This is a genomic window from Winogradskyella sp. MIT101101 (assembly GCF_047126865.1).
Taxonomy (GTDB): domain Bacteria; phylum Bacteroidota; class Bacteroidia; order Flavobacteriales; family Flavobacteriaceae; genus Winogradskyella; species Winogradskyella ouciana.
On sequence record NZ_CP138982.1, the window covers coordinates 1328623 to 1354851 of the forward strand.

The 26229-nt window shown below is 36.0% G+C and carries 20 protein-coding genes, 2 tRNA genes and 1 pseudogene; 6 read left to right on the plus strand and 17 right to left on the minus strand.

What is annotated here, in order from left to right; all coding sequences use genetic code 11:
* Positions 1 to 30: 30 nt before the first annotated feature.
* A complete protein-coding gene (locus tag SIB89_RS06260; RefSeq protein ID WP_412561567.1) occupies positions 31 to 4074 on the minus strand; it encodes an FG-GAP-like repeat-containing protein in 4044 nt (1347 codons plus the stop codon).
* A 215-nt stretch (positions 4075 to 4289) separates the two neighbouring features.
* On the opposite strand from SIB89_RS06260, the gene SIB89_RS06265 reads away from it, so the two are divergent.
* A complete protein-coding gene (locus SIB89_RS06265) occupies positions 4290 to 5204 on the plus strand; it encodes a DnaJ C-terminal domain-containing protein (protein ID WP_412561568.1) in 915 nt (304 codons plus the stop codon).
* 2 nt (positions 5205 to 5206) lie between these two features.
* Complete coding sequence (locus tag SIB89_RS06270) at positions 5207 to 5503, plus strand: chaperone modulator CbpM (protein WP_155090023.1); 297 nt, start codon at positions 5207 to 5209, stop codon at positions 5501 to 5503.
* A 4-nt stretch (positions 5504 to 5507) separates the two neighbouring features.
* On the opposite strand, the gene SIB89_RS06275 is transcribed toward SIB89_RS06270, so the two are convergent.
* The 8 genes from SIB89_RS06275 to porU all read right to left on the minus strand — a co-directional run bounded on the left by SIB89_RS06275 (position 5508) and on the right by porU (position 15775).
* A complete protein-coding gene (locus tag SIB89_RS06275) occupies positions 5508 to 6191 on the minus strand; it encodes an SDR family NAD(P)-dependent oxidoreductase (RefSeq protein WP_412561569.1) in 684 nt (227 codons plus the stop codon).
* Positions 6184 to 7023: a M28 family metallopeptidase gene (locus tag SIB89_RS06280; protein ID WP_412561570.1), complete on the minus strand. Its 840-nt coding sequence runs from the start codon at positions 7021 to 7023 to the stop codon at positions 6184 to 6186. Before SIB89_RS06280 ends, SIB89_RS06275 begins: the two co-directional genes overlap by 8 nt.
* A gap of 7 nt (positions 7024 to 7030) precedes the next feature.
* Complete coding sequence (locus SIB89_RS06285) at positions 7031 to 7189, minus strand: hypothetical protein (protein WP_412561571.1); 159 nt, start codon at positions 7187 to 7189, stop codon at positions 7031 to 7033.
* Between the two features lie 105 nt (positions 7190 to 7294).
* A complete protein-coding gene (locus SIB89_RS06290; RefSeq protein WP_412561572.1) occupies positions 7295 to 8968 on the minus strand; it encodes a pyruvate dehydrogenase complex dihydrolipoamide acetyltransferase in 1674 nt (557 codons plus the stop codon).
* 4 nt (positions 8969 to 8972) lie between these two features.
* Complete coding sequence (gene pdhA, locus SIB89_RS06295; protein ID WP_412561573.1) at positions 8973 to 9974, minus strand: pyruvate dehydrogenase (acetyl-transferring) E1 component subunit alpha; 1002 nt, start codon at positions 9972 to 9974, stop codon at positions 8973 to 8975.
* Between the two features lie 92 nt (positions 9975 to 10066).
* On the minus strand, positions 10067 to 10549 hold the full coding sequence (cdd, locus tag SIB89_RS06300) for a cytidine deaminase (RefSeq protein WP_412561574.1): 483 nt from the start codon (positions 10547 to 10549) through the stop codon (positions 10067 to 10069).
* A gap of 80 nt (positions 10550 to 10629) precedes the next feature.
* Entirely contained in the window at positions 10630 to 11859 is a 1230-nt protein-coding gene (gene porV / locus SIB89_RS06305; RefSeq protein WP_412561575.1) for a type IX secretion system outer membrane channel protein PorV, read from the minus strand.
* A 64-nt stretch (positions 11860 to 11923) separates the two neighbouring features.
* The gene (porU, locus tag SIB89_RS06310; protein WP_412561576.1) at positions 11924 to 15775 is read right to left on the minus strand and encodes a type IX secretion system sortase PorU; all 3852 of its coding nucleotides are present in this window, start codon (positions 15773 to 15775) and stop codon (positions 11924 to 11926) included.
* Between the two features lie 326 nt (positions 15776 to 16101).
* Between porU and gldJ the strand changes: the two genes are divergently transcribed.
* From gldJ to SIB89_RS06330, 4 genes are all read left to right on the plus strand, one after another.
* Positions 16102 to 17781 (plus strand): gliding motility lipoprotein GldJ, encoded by a 1680-nt coding sequence (gldJ, locus tag SIB89_RS06315; RefSeq protein WP_412561577.1) that lies wholly within the window; start codon positions 16102 to 16104, stop codon positions 17779 to 17781.
* 63 nt (positions 17782 to 17844) lie between these two features.
* On the plus strand, positions 17845 to 18315 hold the full coding sequence (locus SIB89_RS06320) for a Mur ligase family protein (protein ID WP_412561578.1): 471 nt from the start codon (positions 17845 to 17847) through the stop codon (positions 18313 to 18315).
* A gap of 38 nt (positions 18316 to 18353) precedes the next feature.
* Positions 18354 to 19124 (plus strand): Mur ligase family protein, encoded by a 771-nt coding sequence (locus tag SIB89_RS06325; protein WP_412561890.1) that lies wholly within the window; start codon positions 18354 to 18356, stop codon positions 19122 to 19124.
* 21 nt (positions 19125 to 19145) lie between these two features.
* Positions 19146 to 19838 (plus strand): TVP38/TMEM64 family protein, encoded by a 693-nt coding sequence (locus SIB89_RS06330; RefSeq protein ID WP_412561579.1) that lies wholly within the window; start codon positions 19146 to 19148, stop codon positions 19836 to 19838.
* 51 nt (positions 19839 to 19889) lie between these two features.
* Here SIB89_RS06330 and SIB89_RS06335 read toward each other — a convergent pair.
* The 8 genes and pseudogenes from SIB89_RS06335 to SIB89_RS06370 form a co-directional block, all read right to left on the minus strand.
* Positions 19890 to 19964, minus strand: a tRNA-Val gene (locus SIB89_RS06335).
* A 184-nt stretch (positions 19965 to 20148) separates the two neighbouring features.
* A tRNA-Val gene (locus SIB89_RS06340) sits at positions 20149 to 20223 on the minus strand.
* 63 nt (positions 20224 to 20286) lie between these two features.
* Positions 20287 to 21504, minus strand: a complete 1218-nt coding sequence (locus SIB89_RS06345; protein ID WP_412561580.1) for a bifunctional folylpolyglutamate synthase/dihydrofolate synthase — start codon at positions 21502 to 21504, stop codon at positions 20287 to 20289.
* 3 nt (positions 21505 to 21507) lie between these two features.
* Complete coding sequence (locus tag SIB89_RS06350; RefSeq protein ID WP_155090035.1) at positions 21508 to 22356, minus strand: energy transducer TonB; 849 nt, start codon at positions 22354 to 22356, stop codon at positions 21508 to 21510.
* A gap of 43 nt (positions 22357 to 22399) precedes the next feature.
* Positions 22400 to 22792 (minus strand): ExbD/TolR family protein, encoded by a 393-nt coding sequence (locus tag SIB89_RS06355; RefSeq protein WP_155090036.1) that lies wholly within the window; start codon positions 22790 to 22792, stop codon positions 22400 to 22402.
* 1 nt (position 22793) lies between these two features.
* Positions 22794 to 23489 (minus strand): MotA/TolQ/ExbB proton channel family protein, encoded by a 696-nt coding sequence (locus SIB89_RS06360; RefSeq protein WP_155090037.1) that lies wholly within the window; start codon positions 23487 to 23489, stop codon positions 22794 to 22796.
* A gap of 63 nt (positions 23490 to 23552) precedes the next feature.
* Positions 23553 to 24943 (minus strand): annotated as a pseudogene (nhaD, locus tag SIB89_RS06365) (sodium:proton antiporter NhaD).
* A 13-nt stretch (positions 24944 to 24956) separates the two neighbouring features.
* Complete coding sequence (locus tag SIB89_RS06370) at positions 24957 to 26183, minus strand: Glu/Leu/Phe/Val dehydrogenase dimerization domain-containing protein (protein WP_412561891.1); 1227 nt, start codon at positions 26181 to 26183, stop codon at positions 24957 to 24959.
* Positions 26184 to 26229 lie beyond the last annotated feature (46 nt).

Here is a 26229-nt window from a genome sequence, read left to right on the forward strand (position 1 = left end):
ACGCAAAAATAATTGTAATTATTTAGACTCCTAATCCTTAACCACAATCATTTTAGAAGTATCGTTAACCCTTATCAAATACAATCCAGAGGCTGTATCATTAAACTTTAGTGAGGTAGTATGATTTAATTCGTCATAAGTTCTATTGGCTAACTCTATTCGTCTCCCACTGATATCAAAAACCTCAATAGTTTCACTACCATCTGTTTGACCAATAAAAATTTCCCTATCAACAGTTGGGTTTGGATATATCTTGATAGGCGCATCAAGTTCTTCAACACTTAGTTGTCCGCTAAAATATGGCACGGCAAAATCAAAAGTATCTTCTGCAACCACTTGACCTATAAAACGACCAGGAATATCATCTGCTGGTGGGTGAATGCCTCCCCAAATTCTACTTAAACTCGTTTGGTCAGATGCATCTCTATAGGTTGCCCATTGCAAGACTACATCCACTGAAGGACCTTCTTCGAATACTAAAAACTCATTGGCTTTTGCGGTAAACTCTCCCAATCCACCTGGAAAAAATTCGCTACCCGTCATCATAGCCATCAATTCTGCCGCAGCTCTTGAAAAAGTAGAATGCCCAGACACATAGCCAGCAAATGGCGGTGTAACAAATGTGGGGCGTTGATACGGATACCAATCCTCTGCTAAAATCCAGCCTACTCCTGCTTGGTCGGTTTCTGTATTACCAATAAAATCATGACCTTTCCAAGTGTATAATTTTATTTTACCAACGTGTTGATTGGCAAAACCTGCCAAAGGATCACCTTCCTCAACAATTTCTATATAATCATCAATAAGCTGAATGCCTCCAACATCGTAATTATCTAAAGTATTGTCTGTGCTCTGTCCTCGTTCTGCCATAGAGCGAATTGCAGAAATCGGTCGAATATAATCATACCAACCCTTAACGCTCCACGCTGAAATCGCTGAATCGTGCATACCTCCTCCTAAAATAAAATACGCTTTTACGTCCCATTCTAAAGGGTCTAAAATGTCTCCTTCACCTTCAAAACGCTTTTCGAATTGTGGATGATCATTCACATAGTTTAAAATTGTAAACCAATGGCCAGGAGGAGTTTCAGAATCTGGGCCGTCTGCCCAAAATTCTGCCAATACTCTTGCATAATCTCCACGTGGTACCATATTAACGTCGTATGGGTTACCTGTTACAGGATTTAAAGCATGGCCGTTGCCATTGGCACCTCCTTCAAAAAAGTTATAGAAACTGGGATAGTCAGCATAGTCTGTTGGGAACGTACTGATATCAGCATTACCGATGGAATTTGGGGAGATATCCCACATCACTCCATCATTTTGATCTAAATGCGATTGCCAAACCGAAACCATTGAAAATCCCCATTTATAGGCATCGCTTTCTACGTTATCTTCTGTCCAGCTGATATAAGGCGGATCTGAAGGGTCATGAAAAACATGAAAATCATTACCATCTCTTTGAAACGTTACTTTATCGTCTTCGGATAAAGCAAATCCAGATACATTTCCCCATTCTGGACTCAAAAACGGTGGAGTGTCTTCATCAATAATTTGACCTCCTTGATCTATGAAGATGTTTAGTGCCAACGGTTGCCAGCGATTAGGATCTATAATCGGTGGATTCTCTCCACTATTAGCATCTAAAGCATACGGATCGTTAACCGGTTCGTAATAAGCATTATCATAGCCTGTGGTTTCCCTAGAGCCATCTTGTAAACCATAGTCAATTAAATTTTGTGCTACATAATTCCCAAAGGCTGCTGCATCTCCGTCTTCATACATTAACGATGTAAAGTTTGTATCATAGCCCAATTTTTCCATTAATAAATTCAATCTTGCTTGAGTTTCCTCTAATCCTGGCGAATTCTGAAAGCGATGTAACATTAAACGATACATAGCATAGCTAATGGACTTGCTCAAAGAAGTCTCTAAATCTTCAGTTGGTGTGAATTCTTCAAGTGTACTCGAGAAACCATTGACCGTATTACCAATTAAGTAAGGTGTAGCAACGTCATCATAAATTGCCCAAATATCATACATAGCTACACTGGTATGAAACAAGTTTCTGGCATGTACCGTTGGTCTGGCAAAATCATCCCTGATTGCCTCAAGCAAGGCTTCATTCCACAATCTTGCAATGGATATACCTTCGGGAAGATTATCAACACCTAATGTTACGTCAATCGAGGCTTCTAAACTTGAGCATTCATCGTCAGATTCAGTAACAGCTACGCGCCCTGATTCCTCTAAATGCCACTTTACCATTATACTATTTGTTCCTTGTCCACTTAAAATCTCTCCTCCTGAAACTTGCCAATTAGCTGTTGAACCTGGTGCAATGTTGTAAGAATAAGTTTCGGTTCTTAGAAAAGAAGAATTTGTATTACCTATTATTACTTGTGATGGCAAATAGGTGCACGAGCCATCATCTAAGGTTGCATCCGGATTATAATTACAGGATACAGGGTCTGTACAACCATACACTTTTTGACTAGGTTGAATATCTAACACCTCAATTCCTTGACCTTCAACAACCTTAACGGTTTTATTTGTTTCTAAGTTATTGTATATTTCCTCCAATCCAGAAGGCCACTCAATTTGTATCTGTGTAATTTCTGTTGCGTTATTTAACCCAAAATGCAATGGTTGTAGATTCTGACTTAAAAAACCAACTCCTGCGTAATATCTTTTAAATACACCTATATCAGTCGTTAAAGTAACCGTTGTTCCTATGGCATCTCTATTAGACGTTGTTCCCTGTAAAACCACCTTATACCAACTTAAAGTACTTACGGTGTCATCATAGTTGAGCGTTTTGTTTTCATAAAAGAATACAGATCTATCACTATTGGTAACCAGCAAATCGACATCTCCATCATTGTCATAATCAAAATCGTTAGCTTCAACACTTATTCCTAGTTCATTTAAACCCAACTGAGAAGAAAAATCAACAAATGAACTCGAACCCTGTGAAGCCATATTTCTATAATAAAAATTTGGTTCTTCACCTCTACGGTTAGGAACAAATCCGTTTGCAACAAATAAATCCTCATCACCATCTAAATCAAAATCCGAGAAACGTGTTCCCCAAGACCATAATGAGTTACCAACGCCATTAGCATCTGCCAATTCTGAAAAAGTACCATCGCCATTATTTGTTAACAGAAAATTGTCATCTATAGCAGTAACAAAAATATCAAACAAGCCATCTAAATTGTAATCAGCAACAGCTATTCCCATATCATCTCCTGTTGTGTTGACATTATAGCTTACAGCCTCATCAACAAAGCTAGTTCCACTTTGGTTTATAAATAATTCATTAGGCTCACCGAGATCATTAGAAACATATAGATCGATAAAACCATCAGAGTTAAAATCAAAAGGTAATCCTACAAAACTCGCATATATGTTAATGTTAGAAATACCCGTAGTTTGGCTAACATCCGTGAATGTTGAATCGCCATCGTTTAAATACAGTGTACTTTTTGAACATCTTGCCCAATCTGCGATAAACAAATCCAAAAAACCATCATTATTATAGTCAAACCAAGTTGCGCCTGTATTGCCACAATCATTAACACTTGTTATACCTGAAATCTCTGTTACATCTGCAAACGTTCCGTTGCCCAAGTTTCGCCATAACTGCACCTCATCGAGAAACGTCATAAATAAATCTGGGAAACCATCGTTGTTATAATCGCCCCAGGATGCTCCAAATTTATAACCATCTAGACCTGTAAATTCTTCAGGTTCCATTTCTGGAGCGTACATTTCGGAAAAACCGGCCTCTTCAGTAACATCCGTGAAAGATCCATCATTATTATTTCTAAATAGTCTGCTAAGTGTTATAGGATTCTCAGGATCATCGATTGCTTTTGCCACAACAAATATATCGAGGTCATTATCGCCATCGTAGTCGGCAACTGCGATTCCGTTGTTATTTTGCAGTTCACCTAATCCTACGATGGTTTCCACACGGTCAAAAGTCTGAGCGTAACCATTGAACATAAAGGTTAATGCAATGAATATTGAAGAAAGATATAGTTTATAGTCGAGTAGTTGTTTTATCATATCCTCAAATTTTTCATAAATATAATAATAATACTAAATAATTAAATATATATTATTGTTTTAACAGACTCCTTTTATTTTTATCGATGTTTTTTACTTTTTAACACACATAACACAATTAGACAATACTCTTATTCAGTCAATAAATTCATTGAAAAAGCGCAAAAAATCTTTTAACTTAGTAATCGTTCAAATTTAAATAGTTTAAAAAATTCATGGCATTTATTGATTATTATAAAATTCTCGGTGTAGATAAAGATGCTTCAGAATCTGAAATTAAAAAAGCATATAGGAAACTGGCACGAAAATACCATCCAGATCTAAATCCTAATGACAAGGAGGCAGAAATCAAATTTAAACAACTCAACGAGGCCAATGAAGTATTGAGCAATCCAGAATTTAGAAAGAAATACGATAAATACGGAGAGCATTGGAAAGAAGGTGAAGCTTACGAACAGGCTAGACAGCAACAACAATCTCGTGGTCAATATCAAGGTGCCGATGGATTTGAAGGGTTTGAAGGATTTGAAGGGTTTGGTGCTGGGTCTGATTATTCAGATTTCTTTGAATCCATGTTTGGCGGAAGCTTTTCAGGGAGAGGTAGAGGACAAAACATAAAATTTAGAGGTCAGGATTTTAATGCACAATTGCAGCTCAACCTTACAGATGTCTATACATCCCAAAAGCAAGTACTCACTGTCAACGGTAAAAACATTAGACTTACAATACCAGCGGGAGTTACAGATGGTCAGGTCATAAAAATTAAGGGTAAAGGTGGACCAGGTGTAAATAATGGGCCAAACGGCGATCTTTATATTGAGTTTAAAATTTTGAATAACACGCCCTTTAAACGAGACGGTGCTAACCTCTATAAAACAGAAAATATAGATATATATACGGCTGTATTAGGAGGGGAAATCACAATTGAAACCTTTAATGGTAAAGCTAAATTAAAGGTTAAGCCACTTACCCAAAATGGCACGAAAGTTAAACTGAAAGGCAAAGGATTTCCTAAATATAAAAAAGAAAATGAATATGGTGACTTATATGTCACATACAATGTTGAGCTTCCAAAAAGACTAAGCTCTAAGGAAAAAGAACTTTTTGAAGAATTAGCAAAACTACAATAACAATGAAAGACACATATTATATAGCATTACCAGAATTATGCACACATTATCAAATTGAAATGTCTTTTTTTAATGGGCTAAAAGAATACGGGCTTATAGAAACCATAACCGTTGAAAAAAAACATTGTCTTCATCGCGATCATATTGCAGATGTTGAAAAAATGATTCGCATGCACCAAGAGCTCAACTTAAATTTTGAAGGTATCGATACCGTTTTTAATCTTCTAAAGAAAATTGACCACCTAAAACAAGAATTGACCAGGACCAAAAATCGGTTAAAACGTTTTGAGGATATTTAAATAACTAAGGAGTAGAATTTGAAACCTGTAGCGTTTTACCATTATAATATTTATTGCCATTGAGCGCAAAATCATGAATATATTCTGCCATTTGAGGCGCAGAAGTAGAAGCTTTATAATCAGGAAATGCTTCAGCAAGCATTTCGGTTTGCACAGCACCTAAAGCTAATGTATTAAACTGAGGACCTGATTCCTTGTATTCTTCAGCTAAAAGTTCCATTAAGGTAATCACAGCTCCTTTACTAGAACTATATGCAGAAAGTCCCGCAAATTTTACACTGCCTTGAATACCACCCATGGAACTGATGGTCACTACGTGCCCATCGTTCTTCATAAACGGCAATACGATTCTGGTCATTTCAGCAACACCGAAAACATTAGTTTGATATACTTGCGTAAAATCTTTAAAGCTAGTTTCCGCAAAAGGTTTATTTAATAATAAGCCTGCATTATTTATAAGAATATCAACTTGTTCCCATTCTGTTTCAATAAATTCTTTAACTTTTAAATAGTCTTCTTGTTTACATAAATCAAAAGCGAAAGATGTGATGTTATCAAAATTCAAATTGTTTACTGGCTGAGCATTTCTAGATAATGCCAAAACATTATGCCCTTGATTGGCAAACAAGTGCACCAACTCAAAACCCATACCTCTACTAGTTCCTGTGATAATTATATTTTTACTCATCGCTTAAAGTCACTTCTTTGGTTGGAGCATTCATCATCCCTTCTAATCCGGGAATCATTTTATTGATAAAACTTGCCATATGGTTATAATCCATCTTATCGGCTTCGTCATCTACATGATGATAATACTCAAAATTCGTGAAATCGAATGTTGATATGGCGTGTGCTGGCATATTAAACTCTTTATAGAAAGGAAAGTTATCTGATCTAAAGAACAAATTGAATTCCTTAGCCTTTGGAAAGAAACCAACGACCTCCTCACCCGCATATTTATTTAAAGTTGGCGCAAAATTAGAGCGATTATAACCACTCATATATGCCATGGTCTTATCTTCAGATCTTGGTACACCAATCATTTCAAAATTTATCATTGTATATGCGTTTAAGCCATTATCCTTTAGTCGCTTAGCCAAATGAGCAGAGCCTTTTAATCCCATTTCTTCTGCAGCATATAATGTTATTAAAATACTGCGCTTGTTGGTTTTTGAATTAGCAAAGTGTTTTCCAAACTCCATAGCTGCAATAGTACCAGAGGCATCATCGTTTGCTCCATTGGCAATTTTATCACCGTTGACCTCTTTACCCTCTCCAATATGATCGTAATGCCCACCTAATATGATAAACTCATCTTTTAATTTTGGATCATTCCCTTCTATCATCCCTACTACATTATAACCAATAATGTCACCAAGCTTAAAAGTGTCTCGATAAGTTTCAAAATATGGTTTGATATTATTTTTCTTAAAATAGTTCTCAATAAAAACAGCTGCTTTTTCTATACCTTCACTACCAGTAGCCCTACCTTCTAACTCGTCGGAAGCCAAATACTCCATACTTTCTTTAATCGCCTCGGGTGTTTACAATAGGGAATGCTGGTGTTGAAGCTACAATCACTTCTTGTGGCAGACTCTTTTCTTCTGGCTGACTATCAATCTTTTTTTGGGTCGATGAGCATGCCACTACAACAAAAAAGAGAATAAAGAATTTTACTTGTTTCATAGAATTGTGTTTAGATTTTAAAGATAAAAAAATCCTGTTTCAAAAAGATAAAACAGGATTTATAATATTATAGGTTCTGAATAGAGTTCAGAATGACATGTCGCATTAAACCAACATGGTTACAGGATTCTCAATATACCCTTTTAATGTTTGAAGGAATTGTGCTCCCGTTGCACCATCAACTGTTCTGTGGTCACATGCCATGGATAATTTCATTGTATTCCCAGGAACAACTTGCCCGTTTTTAACCACTGGTTTTTCAATAATGGCACCAACAGAAAGTATCGCCGAATTTGGTTGATTAATAATAGAGGTAAAACTTTCGATACCAAACATTCCTAAATTTGAAACCGTAAAGGTGCTACCTTCCATTTCATCAAGCGTTAATTTCTTGTTTCTTGCCTTACCTGCATATTCCTTTACTGCAGCATTGATCTGTGGTAAAGATTGCTCATTTGCAAATTTTACAACTGGCACAACAAGACCATCTGGCACTGCAACCGCAACACCAATATGTACATGATTATTCATTCGCATTTTATCGTCGAACCATTGTGAATTGACTTGTGGGTGCTGCTTTAATGCTAAGGCACAAGCCTTAACAATCATGTCGTTATAAGATATTTTAGTATCTGGTAAAGAGTTGTATTGCGCTCTAAAGGCAATGGCGTTTTCCATGTCAAATTCCACATTCAAATAATAATGCGGTGCACTGAACTTAGATTTCGCTAAATTTTTGGCAATGGCTTTACGCATATTAGAATTGGCAACCTCATCATAATCCTCTTGGCCAGTTGGCACAAATTTCCCAACAGATGCTGTTGAAGAACTTGGTGTATAGTTTTCGATATCTCGTTTTACTATTCTACCGTTTTCACCTGAACCTTTGACTTGATTAAGATTGATGCCTTTTTCATTTGCCATTTTTTTAGCCAATGGCGAAGCGAAAATGCGTCCTCCAGAAGACGTCTCGGCTGCGCTCGACGTGACAGAGTCATTGGATTTAAGCTCTTTCTTTGGTTCTTCACTCTTAGATTCGGTTTTCTTATCTTCTTTCTTAGGTGTTTCTTTTTTCTTTTCCTCTGAAGATCCACCTCCTGATTTAAAGTTTTTGGCTATAGCTGAAACGTCAGTTCCTGCAGGACCGATTATTGCTAACAGCGCATCTACTTTTGCAGATTCACCTTCTTCTAATCCAATATGTAAAAGTGTACCCGATTGAAATGATTCGAACTCCATAGTGGCTTTATCAGTTTCAATCTCAGCTAAAATGTCACCTTCCTCTACTTCATCCCCAACTTTCTTTAACCATGTTGCCACAGTTCCTTCTTCCATGGTATCACTCAAACGAGGCATAGTAACCACAGTAACACCTTCTGGCAATTCAGTTTCGCTTTCTGATTTTGAGCTGTCCTCAGATGTATCTTCTGACGAATCTTCCTCAGATTTTTCGTTTGAAGTTTTAGAATCGTCTTTATCTGTATCCTCCTTCGCTTCAGCTTCTGAAGCACTTCCATTTACTAAGTCCGAAATATCCTCTCCTTCTTCACCAATAATTGCTAAAAGTGTATCTACTTTGGCAGTCTCACCTTCTTCAATACCAATATGAAGTAAAGTACCTTCGTTGAAAGATTCAAACTCCATGGTCGCTTTATCAGTTTCAATTTCAGCTAAAATATCTCCTTCCTCAATTTTGTCACCAACTTTCTTTAACCAAGCAGCAACAGTTCCTTCTTCCATTGTGTCGCTCAAACGCGGCATATTTATTACTTCTGCCATAGTTTTATCTTATTTTATGGTCTATAAATGGATAATCCTTTTGCTCATAAACAGCATCGTACATCACACTCTTTTCTGGAAATGGTGATTCCTCTGCAAATTTTTCACATTCAGAAACTCGAGCCTTCACACGCTTATCAATTGCCTTAATCTCTTCTTCTGTAGCGTATTTCTTTTCTAAAAGAACTTCTTTCACCTGGGTAATAGGATCTATTTTCTTGTACTCCTCAACTTCATCCTTTGTTCTATAATGTTGTGCATCAGACATAGAGTGTCCTCTGTAACGGTATGTTTTAACCTCCAAGAAAGATGGTCCACCACCTTTTCTAGCACGTTGAATAGCTTCATCAAAAGCTTCGGCTACTTTAATAGGATTCATTCCATCAACTGGACCTGATGGCATTTCGTAACCTAAACCAAGCTTCCAAATATCTGAATGGTTGGCTGTACGCTCCACTGAAGTTCCCATAGCATATCCATTGTTTTCGCAAACAAAAACTACTGGTAAATTCCAAAGCATTGCTAAATTAAACGTTTCGTGTAACGAACCTTGTCTCGCAGCACCATCACCAAAACAACAAAGAGTTACGGCGTCACTGTCGTGATATTTATCCCCAAATGCAATACCAGCACCTAAAGGGATTTGCCCACCTACGATACCATGACCTCCATAAAAACGGTGTTCTTTAGAAAATATATGCATAGATCCACCAAGGCCTTGAGATGTCCCTGTTGCTTTACCATACAATTCTGCCATTACGCGCTTTGGATCTACTCCCATACCTATAGGCTGAACATGATTACGATAAGCAGTAATCATTTTGTCCTTGGTTAAATCCATGGCATGTAAGGCTCCGGCTAAAACAGCCTCTTGTCCATTATACAAATGAAGAAATCCTCTTACTTTTTGCTGAATGTAGACTGCAGCAAGTTTGTCTTCAAACTTTCGCCAGAATAACATATCCTCATACCACTTTAGGTAAACCTCTTTAGTTATTTTTTGCATTTTTTGATTCGTTCTTTATTATCGGATTAACAAAAATAACATATTAGAAACTAAAGGAGAAACTGAAAATAGTAAAATTTGTTACGAAAACGTTACAGGAAACTTCTATCGAAACCTAAAGGCAATAAATTGGCCAATGAGTTTGATTTTACAACCTTTCCCTTAGCACCCATAAAATAAATTTCAATGGGTTGATTTTGTTTAATTTCGTATTCTGCAATAGCTTGTCTACAGGCTCCACAAGGTGGAATAGGTGTGTCTGTAATTTGATTTTGTGAAGAAGCCGTTAATGCCATTTTTAAGATTTTGGCATTGGAATGTTTAGCACCAGCATAATATATCGCTGTTCGCTCAGCACATAAGCCCGAAGGGTAAGACGCATTTTCTTGATTACTACCAATAACAACCTCATTATTATCTAAATATATTGCGGCACCAACCTTAAATTTAGAATAAGGAGCATAGGCATTTTCCCTAGCCTCTAGGGCCGATTTCATTAATTCTTGAACATCAGTTGGAAGTTCGCTAACATCATCATAAACCTTTAGTTCAGTTTCTATTTTCACTTCCTTCATAATCTTGACTTTATTTTAGACAAAAAAACTATTGCTTTTTGTAAAACAATAGTTTTTTGTGTTATGATTATTTTTAATTTCTAATACTCATCATATTCACCATCTCCAAAATTGAAAGTAAGAGAAAAACGCAATGTATTCTCAAGCGGACTTTGCACCCTTGATGCCGAGAACAAATATGACAAATCTATATTAATAGTAGTGTATTTAAATCCTGCTCCTAAGGCAAAGAACTTACGAGCTCCTTTATCTTCAGCTTCGTTAAAGTAACCTGCTCTAAATGCAAAGTTTTCTTGATAAGTGTATTCAGCTCCCAATGCCCAAGTAAACTCTCTTAGCTCTTCACTGAATCCACCTGGTGCATCACCAAAGGATTGAAAAATTCCATTTAAAAAACTTACATTATTATCTTGTCCTTGGGTTATTATGGTTGGCTCATTTTCATTTACATCTGGTGTACTCGGATCATCTTCCGTTTGTTCACCGTCTCCGTTGGTATCTACAAAACCAAACTTTGGTGGTGTTGGCACCAGTAATTTAGCTACCTCAGCAGTGATTCCTAACTTACTATATTCATCGAATATAAAGTCAAAGCCAGCACCTAACCTAAGGTTTGTTGGTTGAAAGTTTTCTCTACCACCATCATCGTATTTAAACTTTGGTCCCAAATTCTGAATCGCAAAACCTGCTCTCCAACGACCATTAAAATCGTTATAGGCTTCTTCTTCACTTTGATAATAACCTGTTAGGTCCGCACCAAATGTACTTGCAGCATCAGCATTAGGATCAACTTGATCTATTCTTAAATCAGACCTCATGTATCGCACAGCTACTGCCATAGCAAATTGATCTGCTAATCTTAAAGTATATGCTACATCAGCCGTAAATTCATTAGGCTTAACGTTTACACCAGGATCATTTTCACTTTGTGTTAATGTAATTTCACCTAAACTAAAATACTTGAAACTTGCAGAGACTGCACTATATTCATTTATTCTATTAAAATAGGTGGCATAACTGATTGATATATCATTAACCAATTTGCTTAAATATGGAGTGTAACTTAAACTTACTCCAGATTTAGCTTCTGAGAAGGCATATTTTGCCGGATTCCATTGTTGTGAAAACCCGTCCATTGACGTAGCGACTCCCATATCTCCCATTGAGGCAGATCTTGCGTCTGGCGCTATGAGCATAAAAGGAACTCCTGTAGTTATTACAGAAGATTGGTCAGGAAATGTTATGGTTTCTTGAGCAAAAGTAAAGCTAAGCGTTACAAAAACGATAAGGGTTATTGCGTATTTATTCATATTAAATATTAAGTTATTAATGCTAATGCCTTAGCATCAATTGGTTTGCAAATATAATTTATTATTAGAGTATGACAAGTTTTTGAATTTTTTCAACTTGCTTATTTAAACGGTTAGATCTCACTTTTAGTTTATAGACATAGACACCTTTTCCTATTTTATCTCCAAAATCGTCTCTTCCATCCCATACAATGTCTTTAGATAGAGAGCTTACGGACTTACTGCCTCCAGTAGTTTGTCCGTTTAAAGTTCTTACTAATTTACCGGAAACTGTAAATATCTGTACTGAAACGTCTAAAGGCTCTATACTATTGTGGTTAAACCAAAATTCTGTATAGTTAACAAAAGGATTTGGATAATTTAATACATTGGTAACTACAAGTTCTTCATCTTTATCGAATACAGTAAACTGAATTTCTGCTGTAGAAGAATTATTATAAACATCCCAAGCCTTTAGGGTTAGCGTATGCAAGCCAGGTTCTAAATCTCTAAAAGGGTAGCTTACCGTACCGTTAGTATAATCATCTACATTGGCCTGATAATAATCATTTAAGACTATTGGGTTGGTTTCATCACCATCAATAATAGCCGTTATATCATGACCTATACCGCTTGCGGTATTTATACCATTATCATCTTGAAGTTTAGCCAATAAATTTGGAGACTCATTGGTTATACCACCAGAAACGAAATTCTCGTCGTTCATGAATAAATTAATTACTGGCCCAATATTATCTTCTGGTGCATTTTCGTTTATGCCTCCAACTTTTATATCGAAGTTGGCACCTGTTTGATCTGATAGTGGATTATTTGTCTGTGCATAAAAGCTCACTTTACCATTTCCTACTGGAATACCAATATCTCGAGGGACAACAAAATCGAACTCAAATTGCCCATTTTCAATCGTAGCTTGTCCTCTAAATATAATCTCACCCAGAGTGGTAAAGTCTAAGATTATTTCCCCGTTGCTATCGGTTACACCATCATTTGCTAAAGTTTGGCGATCAATTTCTTTATCAAATACAGTTGCCGTTAAAGTCCCGTTATAATTAGATAATAAGTTTCCGTTGACATCGGTCACTTCTCCTGCCAGTTTTGTATAACTCAGTGCTTTGAGTGTATCGATAGGTTGTGTGATTACTACATCATTAACCTTAGTCAACCTAATATCGGGCTTAGGAAAAGCCAGTTTCATTGCTGGGTCACCAATTAAAAACACCAAACGCTTCTGTGTAATCCCAGATATACTATTATCTGTTTTTGTAAGTCTTAAGGCTTCACCAATTGTTGGATAATCATTTGAGCCAAAAGCGAATAAATAATCGTCAAGTATTTCATTATAAGCCACGCCTACTGTCACAAAAATTTGCCTAGTAGTTGTAATAAGCGCAATTGCACCGCCATTTTTGTTCCAGAATGTAAACTCACCTGCTGTATCTCTTTGAGGATCATCAAATTTGGTGTATTCGCAAGTTACAGTTATGAATAAGTTGAATTTACATACATTATTTACTTCTTGCGCATCAAACTTATCAAAGATTCGTTCTTTAGCTAATCCGTCCTCACCACCATGTCCGAAATAATTTACGACTAACGCACCAACCTCAATAGCATCCTTAACTGCATTATTTACTTCTGGGTATCTATTTCCTGCCGCCGAGGATTCTTGCTCAAAAGCATCCGTATGAATTTTCACGACATTAAAAAATGGTTTTTCATCCTCTATCTCTGCACCTATGCCATCAGTAGTTTCCTGTAAAATTCTTTCCCACTGTATATCTACGTCATCAGAAATGAGCAGCACATTGTTTCTCCAACTCCCATAAGCTTCAGGTTGATAGTACGCATCTATCTTATCTACCATTTCCTTAGCGCGCTGAACGTCTTCAGCTAAAATTCTTCCTACGGCAATATCCATTCTATCCGCATTACTCATTGAGCCCTCATTGAAATCCAACATGGCATAAAAATCATCTGACACAAAAGAATTGGTAAGGCTAAAACTTTGAGTGGAATACCAAGAAGGCACTAAATTGGTATTATTAGTAATTCTATCTTTATAGTCATATGAACCTTCACCAAACAGGCATAAATATTTCAATCTATTACTTGGAGTACTGGCATTATCATAGACGTATTTCACAAAATTTCTTAAGGCTGCTATATCCTGACTGCCAGTACTAAATTCATTATATATAGTCTGTAGGTCTACAACCTTTACATTTAAATTATACTGATTTCTATTAATTTGAGCCAAACGCTCAGCCTGAGATAACAACTGAGTTGGAGTTAAAATGATATAGTCAATATCTTCAAAAGCTCCCTGAGCATTATTGAAGATGGTTCCTTTTAAATTTTGATTGGCTACAACAGAATTATTGTCTTTTTTAGGCTGCAACGTATTTGAAGTAGAAAATGCCAAATAAATGCGCTCCTCACCAGACTGGGCTTTAAAAGATAAGTTACCTTGACTGTCTGTGTTGAGTAGATTTGCAACATTAAATCGGTCGGTGATATCCCATATTTCTTGAATACCAGAAGCGTTAGCCAAGTTATATTGTGCAATACCAGGTGTAGTTACAACATCTCTGTTTTTAAACACTAATTGCTCTCCTTCATAGATCAATCCTCTTGTTGCTTCTATATTAATAAAATCTAAGTACGCATTTGCTGAAGGATTTCCGTTATTGTTATAATCTAATGTCACTGTAATGGCATCGGACGAAATATTAAGGTTCTCCCCAAATGATGCTGAAGTTCCTAAAACCGAACCTGGACTGATTACCCCTAAATTTAAGCTCGAAACGAAATTACCGTTAATAGTGACTCCCATTGTAGAACCAGCTGTTTCTGAAACAGAACCAACGGCTATATCAAAACGTACAGGTTCACTAGCCACTAAATTTGGAAATTGAAAATTGTAAACACGTTGATTTTCTATATCGAAATCATCACCAAACCATCGACGACCCAATTTCGCTAAGTTGTGTTCATCAACTTCGTAAAATTGATAATCTTGAAATGTATCAATCTCGATGTCTGCAGCTGCAACTATATTTGGCATAGCCTGAATACGTTTTCCATTTCCCGGACTTACATTAACATAGTAATACGTCTTATCCGTATATAGATTTAAGTTGGTACCACTTTCTTGACTATATGTGGTTGGTCCTTCACCATAGAATAATATATAATCACTATTGTCAAAACTGCCATCTTCTTCACCAACAAATTTTATAGCATTCTCTACAACATCAAAAGGATATTCAGCAGAATTCAACAAGGGTAACATTCTACCACCATTACCATAAATTTTCACATTTCTGGGATCTACAGAATTTGTGTTAACACCCAAACTATTCAAGAAACCCTTTGTTAATTGGAACACGCCAGACTCTTCTATATAAAATCTATACCATTCGCCACTACTTAATACTGAATTTGTGATTTCATTTCTTGATGCCGTTTGTGTTCTACTCGCTGATGTGTTATAGTTAATGGAAAAAGACGTGATTTTTTTATATACACCTCTATCATTTACAATAGGGCTAATTTCAAAATAGTAAGCTCTCTTTCCTCTAGCGTTAGTGTTGTAAAATTTATACTTGGGCGATTTAGGTATAAGCTGTGAATTTAGGTTCTTTAAATCGGATTCGCTGATGGTTTCATAGGAAACGTTAGATAGCGTTACTGAATTTTCGTCAATTGCATTTCCGTTACTATCCCATTGTGCAAAAAATGTTAAGCCTTTTTTATCATCATAATTAAAGTGCGTCTTCTCAAAAGCAGGAACAACCATCTTGCCGTAAGCAGTTTCAAGTTCTTTTTCACCACTCCAATTAATATTGAATTGTTTTTGCTGCCCATAAGAAAGCATAGCTAAAAGCAAAAAAAATAAGATATAGCAATTTTTCATTTAAGATTCGATGGTTTGGTTTTTTCCGTAAATTTCACTTTAAAACATCACTAACCTGACTTTGATATAAATTTACAGTAAAATAACGCCTAATATAAAGTGTTATTATGAGGCTTTGACTTTTATTTCAAAAATACAACAATATTTTATTTCAAGGCTCGTTATTAAAGAGCAAAATACACCGATATTATGCAAAAAATCCGTTATTGTGTTCAAAAAAAAGGATGAAATGCACGATTTTTTGATTTTTCATGCAAAAAAAAGTTGTCAGTTTACCTTTAATTGTTATATTGCGGAACTAATATTTAACGAGCTTACTTAAACGTATGGATATGAAAAATGTCTCAAACCTCAAATTTTTAATCGCTTTAGCAGTCTGTGCTAGCATAGTTAGCTGTAAGCGATCATCAAATTCTAGCAATGTAGATAGTGCTACAGGCTGGAAAATCAATGATAAAAATGGCGGCTTTCAGTACAATACCAATTTTAAAGAACAAGAAACACCTCCAGGCACTGCCTTTATAGAAGGAGGAACGTTTACAATGGGTAAAGTACAGGATGACCCTATGCACGATTGGAACAACACTCCCACACAGCAGCACATACAGTCTTTTTACATGGACGAGAATGAGGTGACTAACCTCAACTACTTGTTCTATTTAGATTATTTAAAGAGAGTATATCCTCCAGACGATCCAAATTATGCCTTAATATACAAAGGTGCACTTCCAGACACCTTAGTATGGAGAAACCGTTTAGGTTATAATGAAATGATGACAGAAAACTATCTGCGTCATCCAGGATATGCTAATTACCCTGTTGTAGGTGTAAGCTGGATTCAAGCTGTTGAATATGCCAACTGGAGATCTAACCGCGTTGCTGAGCAATCATTACAAGAAGCTGGTTACATAAAGAGAGATGCGCAATATACTGACTTAAGTGCAGAAAGCACATTTGATGTTGACACCTATATTAATGCCCCTACAGAAACTTATGGCGGAAGCGAAGAGGTTTTACAAGGCGGTAAAAGAAGACAACAAACTGATGCTGATGGCAATCCAATAAATATTTACGCTAACAGAGAATCTGGATTAATCCCAGTAAAATTTAGACTCCCAACGGAGGCTGAGTGGGAATATGCCGCTCTTGGGATGAGTGATCTAAGAAGTTATAACGTATACCGAGGGCGTAAAAAATACCCTTGGGATGGTCAATACACTAGATCTGGTAAGCGTGTAAATCGTGGCGATCAGTTAGCAAACTTTAAGCAAGGTAAAGGAGACTATGGCGGAATTGCCGGATGGTCTGATGATGGTGCAGATATTACTGCAGAAGTAAAATCTTACGAGCCTAATGATTATGGCTTATATGATATGGCTGGTAATGTTGCTGAATGGGTAGCTGATGTTTATCGTCCTATCGTTGATGATGAGTTTAATGACTTCAACTACTATAGAGGTAACGTTTATACAAAGAATGCCTTAAACGAAGATGGTACTGTGAAGGTAGTTACCGTAGATGAAATTGTTTACGATACTTTAAGCAATGGTAAAATCGTTGCAAGAAACTTACCTGGTGAAATTGCAAAAATACCTGTTGATGAAAAAGAAACTTATTTAAGAACTCAGTTCGATAAGAGTGATAATAGAAACTTTAGAGATGGTGATAAGCGTTCTTCGCGTTACTACAGAGAAAGTTTTGATGAAGGTGATGATAGAGTTAATGCCACAGACAAAATGTACAATTCACCTAGACATAGAGTTGAAGTAGATTCTGTTGAAGGTAAACTTATTAGAGAATATGATAAGTCCAATAATAGAACATCTTTAATCAATGACGAAGTGAGAGTTTACAAAGGTGGTTCTTGGAGAGACAGAGCATACTGGATTGATCCTGCGCAACGTCGTTATTTCCCTCAGGATATGGCAACGGACTACATCGGGTTTAGATGTGCAGTATCTAGAGTAGGTTCAAAATCTGTGAAATCACAAAAGAAACGTAATTAAAATCGTTAAATAATATTTAGAAAAGTCCTGATTTGTTAATCAGGACTTTTTTATTTTTAGACAATGAAAATTGAAAGCTTATATCAAAAGTTCAAAAAGAGTTCAGGCATATCAACTGATACCAGAAAACTCTCTGAAGGTTGTATGTACTTCGCACTAAAAGGCGATAATTTTGATGGTAATGAGTTTGTGGAACAAGCTTTTAACGGAGGTGCAAAATATTGTGTAGTTGATAATAATAAGGCTGTACTAAACGATGATTGTTTTATAGTAGATGATGTATTAACAACACTACAGAACTTAGCGACATACCATAGAAATGAAATTGATATTTCAATAATTTCATTAACTGGTAGTAACGGAAAAACAACGACCAAGGAGCTTATTAATATTGTATTGTCAACCCAGTACAATGTCAGTGCCACCAAAGGCAACTTAAACAATCATATAGGTGTGCCATTAACGCTTTTGAGTTTTTCTAAAGATTTAGACTTCGGCATTGTAGAAATGGGAGCCAATCATAAAAAGAAATAGAGTTCCTGTCTAACATTGCCCAACCAGATTATGGTTTAATCACCAACTTCGGCAAAGCTCATCTAGAAGGATTTGGTAGTATTGAAGGAGTTATCGAAGGAAAGTCTGAATTATACAACTTTTTGAAAACCAATAACAAAACTGTATTTGTAAGTGCTGATGACTCAAAACAATTGAATCAAATTGGCAAGTATCAAAATACAGTAAAGTTTGGTAGTAATTCCAACAATGATTGCGTGGTTGAATTTATAGAAGCCAATCCTTTCGTTACAATAAAATACGACGAAATTGAAATTAACAGTCAACTAATAGGTAATTACAATTTCGGTAATATTGCTGTTGCTATAGCTGTAGGACAGTATTTTAATGTAACAAGAGATTATATAAAATCAGCAATTGAAAATTACCAACCTGACAATAATCGCTCTGAAATTATACAAAAAGGTTCCGTACAAATAATTTTAGATGCTTACAATGCCAACCCAACAAGTATGCTAGCAGCTCTAAAAAATCTACAGCAGCTAGAAACCGAGAACAAATATCTTTTTCTGGGAGATATGTTTGAGCTTGGTGCTGATGCTGAAAAAGAACATCAAAATATCGCTGATTTCGCTGAACAAAATTTTAGAGATAATGTGTATCTAATAGGCGAAAATTTCAGTAAAACAACAACAAGTGAAAGCATTAAAAAATTTAAAAAGTTTGAAGATTTAAAACCAATTTTAAATAAACTCAACCTTCATAATTCAACTCTGCTCATAAAAGGCTCTAGAGGTATGGCTTTAGAACGAATTTTGGATATTTTATAATACAAAAAACCATAATTAAAAATGCCTAAGGATAATACTAAAATATCGAAAAGTAGATTTCCTCTATATATCTCTTTATTTATAGTTGTAGGTATCATTTCATCTTATCTTATCATTTCTGACGTACAACAGTTTTTTGATACTGCATGGGAAGTTTTAACTAGTAACGACGAACAGCGAATAAAAAAATGGGTAAGTAATTTTGGATGGTATGGTCCATTGGTTTTAATATTGGCCATGGTTTTACAGATGTTTCTTATCGTTATCCCTACAATATTGCTTATGGTGGTTTCAATCCTAGCCTATGGACCTATTTGGGGAAGCCTTACCATATTAGTAGCAGTATTTGTAGCATCATCTGTAGGTTATGTAATAGGAAATTATTTTGGGCAAACATTTGTTCTAAAAATCTTGGGAAATAAAACGGAAACGAAGATCGAAGAATTTATAGAATCGTTTGGTTTTTGGGCTGTTGTAATCACAAGGGTGAATCCGTTTTTGTCTAACGATGCCATTAGTTTTGTTGCTGGCATATTAAATATGAACTATTGGAAGTTTATTGGAGCTACCGTAATGGGCATACTACCTTTAACCATTTTAATTGCTATTTTAGGTAAAACTACGGAAAGCCTAGAGTCTGGTTTATTAATTGGGTCTATAGTCAGTCTGATTCTCTTTGGAATTTATTATTATTGGAAAAAGAACAAAAAGTAAGCTTTAGGGCTCAAAAAAACCCAAGCGACGGCTTGGGTTTTCTGATTGATGTGGGTCATACTGGATTCGAACCAGTGACTTCTACCCTGTCAAGGTAACACTCTAAACCAACTGAGTTAATGACCCTAAAGTTTCAAAAATACACTTTCTTTTTTGAATTTCCCTACCGAAACCGCTACTGCAAGTATAATTTCGATATGCCCTCGAATATCTAGGAATCTTTGTTTCAAAATAACACTTTTAGCTTCGCTCAGTATTATTTTGAAACAAAAATTCCGATTTGAAAAATCAAATCGGAATTGTGTTTTTGTGGGCGCGAAGGGATTCGAACCCCTGACCCCTTGGGTGTAAACCAAGTGCTCTGAACCAACTGAGCTACGCGCCCTAATAATTAGGACTGCAAATATAGACTAGTTTTTAAAATCTCAAAAGGATTTCAATAAAAAAATCAAATTATTTCAGCGACTACAAAAGTGCTTCCTCCTACAAATATTAGGTCGCTATTTGAGGCATTGGATTTTGCCTTACTAAGTGCTTCTTCTACACTTTTATAGACCTCACCTTGTATATTATATTCTAAAAAATTCTTTTGTAATAGTACTGCATCCAGACCTCTTGGTACATCAGGTTTACAAAAATAATAGGTAGCATTTTTAGGAAACAATGGAATTATAGTATTTAGATCTTTATCATTTACGGCTCCGAATACAATATGAAATTGGTTATATGTTTCTAACTGCAACTGTTGCAATACAAATGTTAATCCTTCCTTATTATGAGCAGTATCACAAATAACTTTTGGATTGTACTGAATTACTTGCCACCTCCCTTGTAAACCCGTATTCTTGGTTACATTGAGAAGTCCCTTTTTTAATTCTGAATCCGAAATTGAAAAACCAGAATGTCGGAGAACATTTATCGATTGAATAACGGTTTTGATGTTATGCTTTTGGTAAGCCCCTTTTAAATCACTTTCAAGGACATTTTCAATTAATTGGTCAGAAAAATAAATATCTGAATTGGTCAACTTCGCTTTCTCTTTAAAGACAGTTTGAGTTTCAGGTTGAGTTTCACCAATGACAACCGGAATATTCTGTTTAATGATTCCTGCTTTTTCAGCGGCAATTTTCTCAAGGGTGTCGCCTAAAAATTGTACATGATCAAACCCTATATTAGTTATTACAGAAAGTTCAGGTGTAATAATATTTGTAGAATCTAAACGACCGCCCAACCCAACTTCTATAACTGCAATGTCAACATTTTGCTTAGCGAAATAATCGAAAGCCATGCCTACTGTCATTTCAAAGAAAGACAGATTATTTACTTCAAAAAATGCCTTATTTCGCTTTATAAACCCAAGTACAAATTGTTTACTTACAACTTTACCATTAATACGGATACGTTCTCTAAAATCCCTTAGGTGTGGTGATGTGTATAAACCAACTTTGTAACCAGCCTCTTGTAGGACTGAAGCTAACATATGACTCGTTGAACCTTTACCATTGGTTCCTGCAACATGAATCGATTTGAATCTAGTATGTGGCTCTCCTAAATGATTGGAAATTTTAAAAGCATTAGTTAAGTCCTTTCTAAAAGCAGTTTTACCCTTACTTTGATACATTGGTAGTTGCTGAAACATCCAATTGAGTGTATCTTGGTAATTCATGATTTATTGACCAACATCAAAGTTAATACTTACAAAGCCAATTTGCTTTGCAGGCGCATCTGAATCTGCTGGCCATTTATGCGATAAGGCAATTTTCTTTGCAGGCTCCAATAAACAGGGATGCGTGTTCGTAGTACCTCTTATACCAGGTTCAGCTTTAGTAACTCTGCCTGCTCTGTTTACTTCTATTTTAACAACGACCAAACCGTACTCATTGCAATCTTGCTTGTAGATTTGTCTTGATGGTCTTCCACGTCCGCCTAATCCGTAACCTACTCCACCTTTTCCAGGTCCTGAGCCACCAAAATAGCTTGGCGCATAAGGATCTCCATCTAATTGACCTTTATTTCCCCCTTGATTGTCTGGTCCTTCACCTCCGTCATCATTACCACTAGAATTCTTTACTCCACCTATAAGGTCATCTAATTTTTTCTGCTTTTCTGCCTTTTCACGTCTCTCACGTTCTTCAGCTTCACGCTTTTGGCGCTCAATTCGCTCTGCTTCAGCTTTAGCTTTTGCTTCAGCCTCTTTTTGCTTTTTTATGGCAATATCTTCGGCATTTTCAGCTGTCATTACCTCTTCAGTCTTTGTTGGAGTTTGAGTAGGCTCTGCTTTTGAGGTTTCTGGTTGTGATTCCTCTACGACTTTTTCTTCGACAGCTTTTCTCGGTTGTGCCAATGGTCTATTTCCGCTACCAAAGTCTGTATTCCCAAAGTTTACCGCAACACCGTACTCCTCTGGTGGATCTAAATATTGAGGCCCAACAAAAAACAACAACAAGAATAATAACAAAGCTATTAAGCCTGTTATTCTTGCCGAATTACGTTGATGTTTGGTCTCTAAATATTTCATCTCAGTTATACTTTAGTGAGTGTAGTTTCAAAAATGATGCCGTTTAGTTAGGCTTCACTGCCAGTATCACTTTAAACTTATTTCTATTAGCAATGTCCATTACCTTTACAACATTCTCTACAGGTACTGATTTCTCAGCTCTTAATACAATTGTTGGAGATTCCTGTTTTGAAAGAATTGACACCAATTGATTTTCTAATACACTTTCACCAACACGTTTCTGGTCAATATAATAAGTCAAATCTGCCTTAATACTTACTGCGGTTGACTTTTTGTTCTCTGTCTTTCCGCTTGCCTTTGGTAAAATAATATCAATAGCATTTGTGGTCACCAACGTCGATGCTATCATAAAAAAGATCAATAACAGGAAAACAATATCGGTCATAGATGCCATATTGAATTCTGGTGTTACTTTATTTCGTCCTCTAATGTTCATATTAGATAGGTTCGTTTAGGTGATCTAAAAATTCAGTAGATGTGGCTTCCATTTGGTGAACCACTTTATTAGTTCTTACCACAATGTGATTGTAAGCCACATAAGCTATAATACCTACTATTAATCCACCGACTGTGGTTGTCATTGCGGTATATAATCCACTCGCCAAAACATCCATTTGAATGGTTCCTCCCGCGTTAGCCAACTCAAAAATGGAAAGTATCATTCCAACTACAGTTCCTAAGAACCCTATCATTGGTGCAACACCAGATATTGTCGCCAACACACTTATATTTTTTTCTAAGCTATATATCTCTAAACGACCTGCGTTTTCAATTGCTGTATTAATATCTTCAAGAGGCTTACCAATTCTAGTGATGCCCTTTGCAATTAATCGAGAAACCGGTGAATTTTGCTGAGCACATAGCATTTGAGCAGAATCCACCTTGCCGTTACTGACATGGTCTTTTATTTGATTCATAAAATTTGAATCGACTTTTGATGCTGCTTTTATGGCAAAAATCCTTTCAAAATATATATATGTAGCCATTATGAGCAGCAAGAACAAGATAAGAATGATGACCATTCCTGAAGTTCCACCACTTGTAATCAACTCAATAATAGATAAGGTTTTTTCAACGGATTCACCATCTGTTAGAACCTCCGCTTCATCTTGAATATTACTTAGTAATATCATATTATAAGTTTTAAGTTTAAAAGTTTCTGTAAGTTATAACGCTAAGTTTTTCACTTAAGTATGTTAGAAAATAGCTCTTGTTGCCATAAAGGCAATAGCACCTGCTATAAAACCTACAAAAGCCAACCAGGATATCTTTTTAAGGTACCAGAAAAAGTCTATTTTTTCCATTCCATAGCCACTACACCAGCAGCAGAACCAATAATTAACATACTCCCGCCAGTACCAGCAGAATAGGCTATAAAATGCCACAACTGATTATCCATCGGCTCAGAGAACATCCCTAAACTGGCTGCAACCAGTGGCACATTATCAATAACTGCCGAACCAACACCAAGGAGAATGACTACCAAATCCGAAACAACAGTTTCCGCTGGCTCAGTTCCTATTAACCCAATGTTTTCCTTAAGACTATCTGCAAAACCGAAAAGTATCCCAAGCGATTCTAAAGCGGCAACTGCCATTAAAATACCCAGGAAAAACAAGATACTAGGTAATTCAATTTTTGACAATGAATAATGCACAGGACTATGACTTGCATTCTCACTATGCTCTTCGGATTGTATCTGTGATATAGCAAATTTTGAATTACTATAAATCTCAGCAAAAATCGCTACGACACCAAGGGACAGCATCATACCTACGTAAGGTGGTAAATGGGTGATAACTTTAAAAATCGGTACAAAGACAATAGCGCCCAATCCTAAAAATAACATTGTAGAACTAAATTTGTTTTTTGGCTTATCATCAGCACCTTGTAATTCTAAGGTGCCTTTAAATGGTTGTAGCAATGATGCTATAAAAGTAGGCACTATCATACATAACAGTGATGGAATAAATAAATAGATAAATAAATTACCTGTGGATACTTTGTCTCCAATCCATAGCATCGTTGTAGTAACATCACCAATTGGTGACCATGCTCCACCAGCGTTTGCAGCTATAATAATTAAACCTGCATACCAAATCCTTACACTTCTATCCTTAACTATTTTTTGAAGAATAGATATTAAAACAATTGTTGCTGTAAGGTTGTCTATAATTGCAGAAAGTATAAATGCCAAACCGCAGAACATCCAAAGCAATTTTCTTCTGCTGTTAAAGTTTACCGCATTTTTAATGGTAGAAAAGCCATCAAAATAATCTATGATTTCTACAATGGTCATGGCACCCAATAAAAACACCAATATCTCTGCGGTCTTCCCTAAATGGTGCAAAAGCGTTTCCTCCATTAAATGCATTTTTTCTTCATGACCTTGGTCTGAAAAACCATCTACAAGACCATGAATTGAAGAATCGAACCACTGTGTAAAATCGTCAATTCCCAAAGAAATCAAAGCCCAACTTATGGCCATCATAACCAAAGCTGGTATCAACTTATCAATTTTTATATTGTGTTCTAATGTTATCGCTAAATAGCCAAAAACAAATACGAGAATTATAACAGTTTCCATAATAAGGGATATTTTATATTAATTGTCTTAGTGCAATCTCAAAAGCGGTTTCACTAATACCGGTTTTTGTTGGATTATTCTTTTTAACTTCTTTTAATGCCTTTTTAATAACTTTAGAAGTATCATTGAAAATAGCTTCATCTGTCATTGTTACTTTTCGTTCCATAAAGTAGGCAAAAACTCTAGCCATACCACAATTTGAAATAAAATCTGGTATTAAGCTCACTTTTTGGTCGGTATGCTCCATGATAGGTCCAAAGAAAATTTCTTTATCTGCAAAAGGCACATTTGCCCCACATGTAATAACTTCTAAGCCAGTACTAATCATTTGATCTATTTGATCTTGAGTAATTAATCTAGATGCTGCACATGGCGCAAACACTTCGGTTTCTAAAGACCAAATCTGTTCATTTATAGCTTCAAAAGGGATTAAGTCATCTGCAACAAGAGTGTTTCCACTTTTATTAAGGTACAACTCTGTGATTTCCTTAAAAGAAAACCCATCAGGATTAATTAAGCCACCAACCCTATCAATTATACCAACTACTTTTGCTCCCATTTGGGAAAAGTAAAAAGCAGCAGCAGCTCCAACATTACCAAAACCTTGAACTACAACACGCTTTCCTTTAATATTACTGTCGTTAATTGCATAAAAATGCTTCGCTGCTACAGCAACACCATAGCCCGTAATCATATCTGCAACCGTGTACTTTTTGGATACATCTGGTGAGTATTTTGGGTTTTCAATAACCTTAATAACACCATGCCTTAACTGACCAATTCGGTTTATTTTATCAGCTTGTGTGGGTTTAAAATGTCCTTCAAAAACACCTTCTTGCGGATGCCAAACACCACTTTCTTCTGTTATGGGAATCACTTCGTGAATTTCATCAACATTTAGGTCTCCACCTGTACCGTAATAACTTTTCAATAATGGAGAAACGGCTGCATACCAGCGTTCTAATACCCCTTTTTTTCTTGGGTCATTCGGATCGAAATTGATACCTGATTTGGCTCCTCCTATTGCTGGTCCCGAAACTGTAAACTTTACCTCCATGGTTTTTGCCAGTGACAAAACTTCATTTTGATCTAGACCTTTTCTCATTCTAGTACCGCCTCCAGCTGCCCCACCTCTTAGAGAGTTTATGACCGTCCATCCTTCAGCGTCTGTTTCTGGGTCGTTCCAATGAAAAACTATTTCGGGAGATTTATTTTCGTACTTGTGAAGTAATTTCTTTATCAATTTGCATCAATTAGTTAGTTATAACAAATATAAAAAACTCTAT

Bases quoted from the DNA above. Each gene is read 5' to 3' on its own strand.
- SIB89_RS06280 (WP_412561570.1), bottom strand. From the start codon at position 7,023: ATGGAGTATTTGGCTTCCGACGAGTTAGAAGGTAGGGCTACTGGTAGT.
- SIB89_RS06270 (WP_155090023.1), top strand. From the start codon at position 5,207: ATGAAAGACACATATTATATAGCATTACCAGAATTATGCACACATTAT.
- SIB89_RS06345 (WP_412561580.1), bottom strand. From the start codon at position 21,504: ATGAATTACCAAGATACACTCAATTGGATGTTTCAGCAACTACCAATG.
- porV (WP_412561575.1), bottom strand. From the start codon at position 11,859: ATGAATAAATACGCAATAACCCTTATCGTTTTTGTAACGCTTAGCTTT.
- SIB89_RS06260 (WP_412561567.1), bottom strand. From the start codon at position 4,074: ATGATAAAACAACTACTCGACTATAAACTATATCTTTCTTCAATATTC.
- SIB89_RS06265 (WP_412561568.1), top strand. From the start codon at position 4,290: ATGGCATTTATTGATTATTATAAAATTCTCGGTGTAGATAAAGATGCT.
- pdhA (WP_412561573.1), bottom strand. From the start codon at position 9,974: ATGCAAAAAATAACTAAAGAGGTTTACCTAAAGTGGTATGAGGATATG.
- SIB89_RS06285 (WP_412561571.1), bottom strand. From the start codon at position 7,189: ATGAAACAAGTAAAATTCTTTATTCTCTTTTTTGTTGTAGTGGCATGC.
- gldJ (WP_412561577.1), top strand. From the start codon at position 16,102: ATGGATATGAAAAATGTCTCAAACCTCAAATTTTTAATCGCTTTAGCA.
- SIB89_RS06330 (WP_412561579.1), top strand. From the start codon at position 19,146: ATGCCTAAGGATAATACTAAAATATCGAAAAGTAGATTTCCTCTATAT.
- porU (WP_412561576.1), bottom strand. From the start codon at position 15,775: ATGAAAAATTGCTATATCTTATTTTTTTTGCTTTTAGCTATGCTTTCT.
- SIB89_RS06275 (WP_412561569.1), bottom strand. From the start codon at position 6,191: ATGAGTAAAAATATAATTATCACAGGAACTAGTAGAGGTATGGGTTTT.
- SIB89_RS06350 (WP_155090035.1), bottom strand. From the start codon at position 22,356: ATGAAATATTTAGAGACCAAACATCAACGTAATTCGGCAAGAATAACA.
- cdd (WP_412561574.1), bottom strand. From the start codon at position 10,549: ATGAAGGAAGTGAAAATAGAAACTGAACTAAAGGTTTATGATGATGTT.
- SIB89_RS06355 (WP_155090036.1), bottom strand. From the start codon at position 22,792: ATGAACATTAGAGGACGAAATAAAGTAACACCAGAATTCAATATGGCA.
- SIB89_RS06290 (WP_412561572.1), bottom strand. From the start codon at position 8,968: ATGGCAGAAGTAATAAATATGCCGCGTTTGAGCGACACAATGGAAGAA.
- SIB89_RS06360 (WP_155090037.1), bottom strand. From the start codon at position 23,489: ATGATATTACTAAGTAATATTCAAGATGAAGCGGAGGTTCTAACAGAT.
- SIB89_RS06320 (WP_412561578.1), top strand. From the start codon at position 17,845: ATGAAAATTGAAAGCTTATATCAAAAGTTCAAAAAGAGTTCAGGCATA.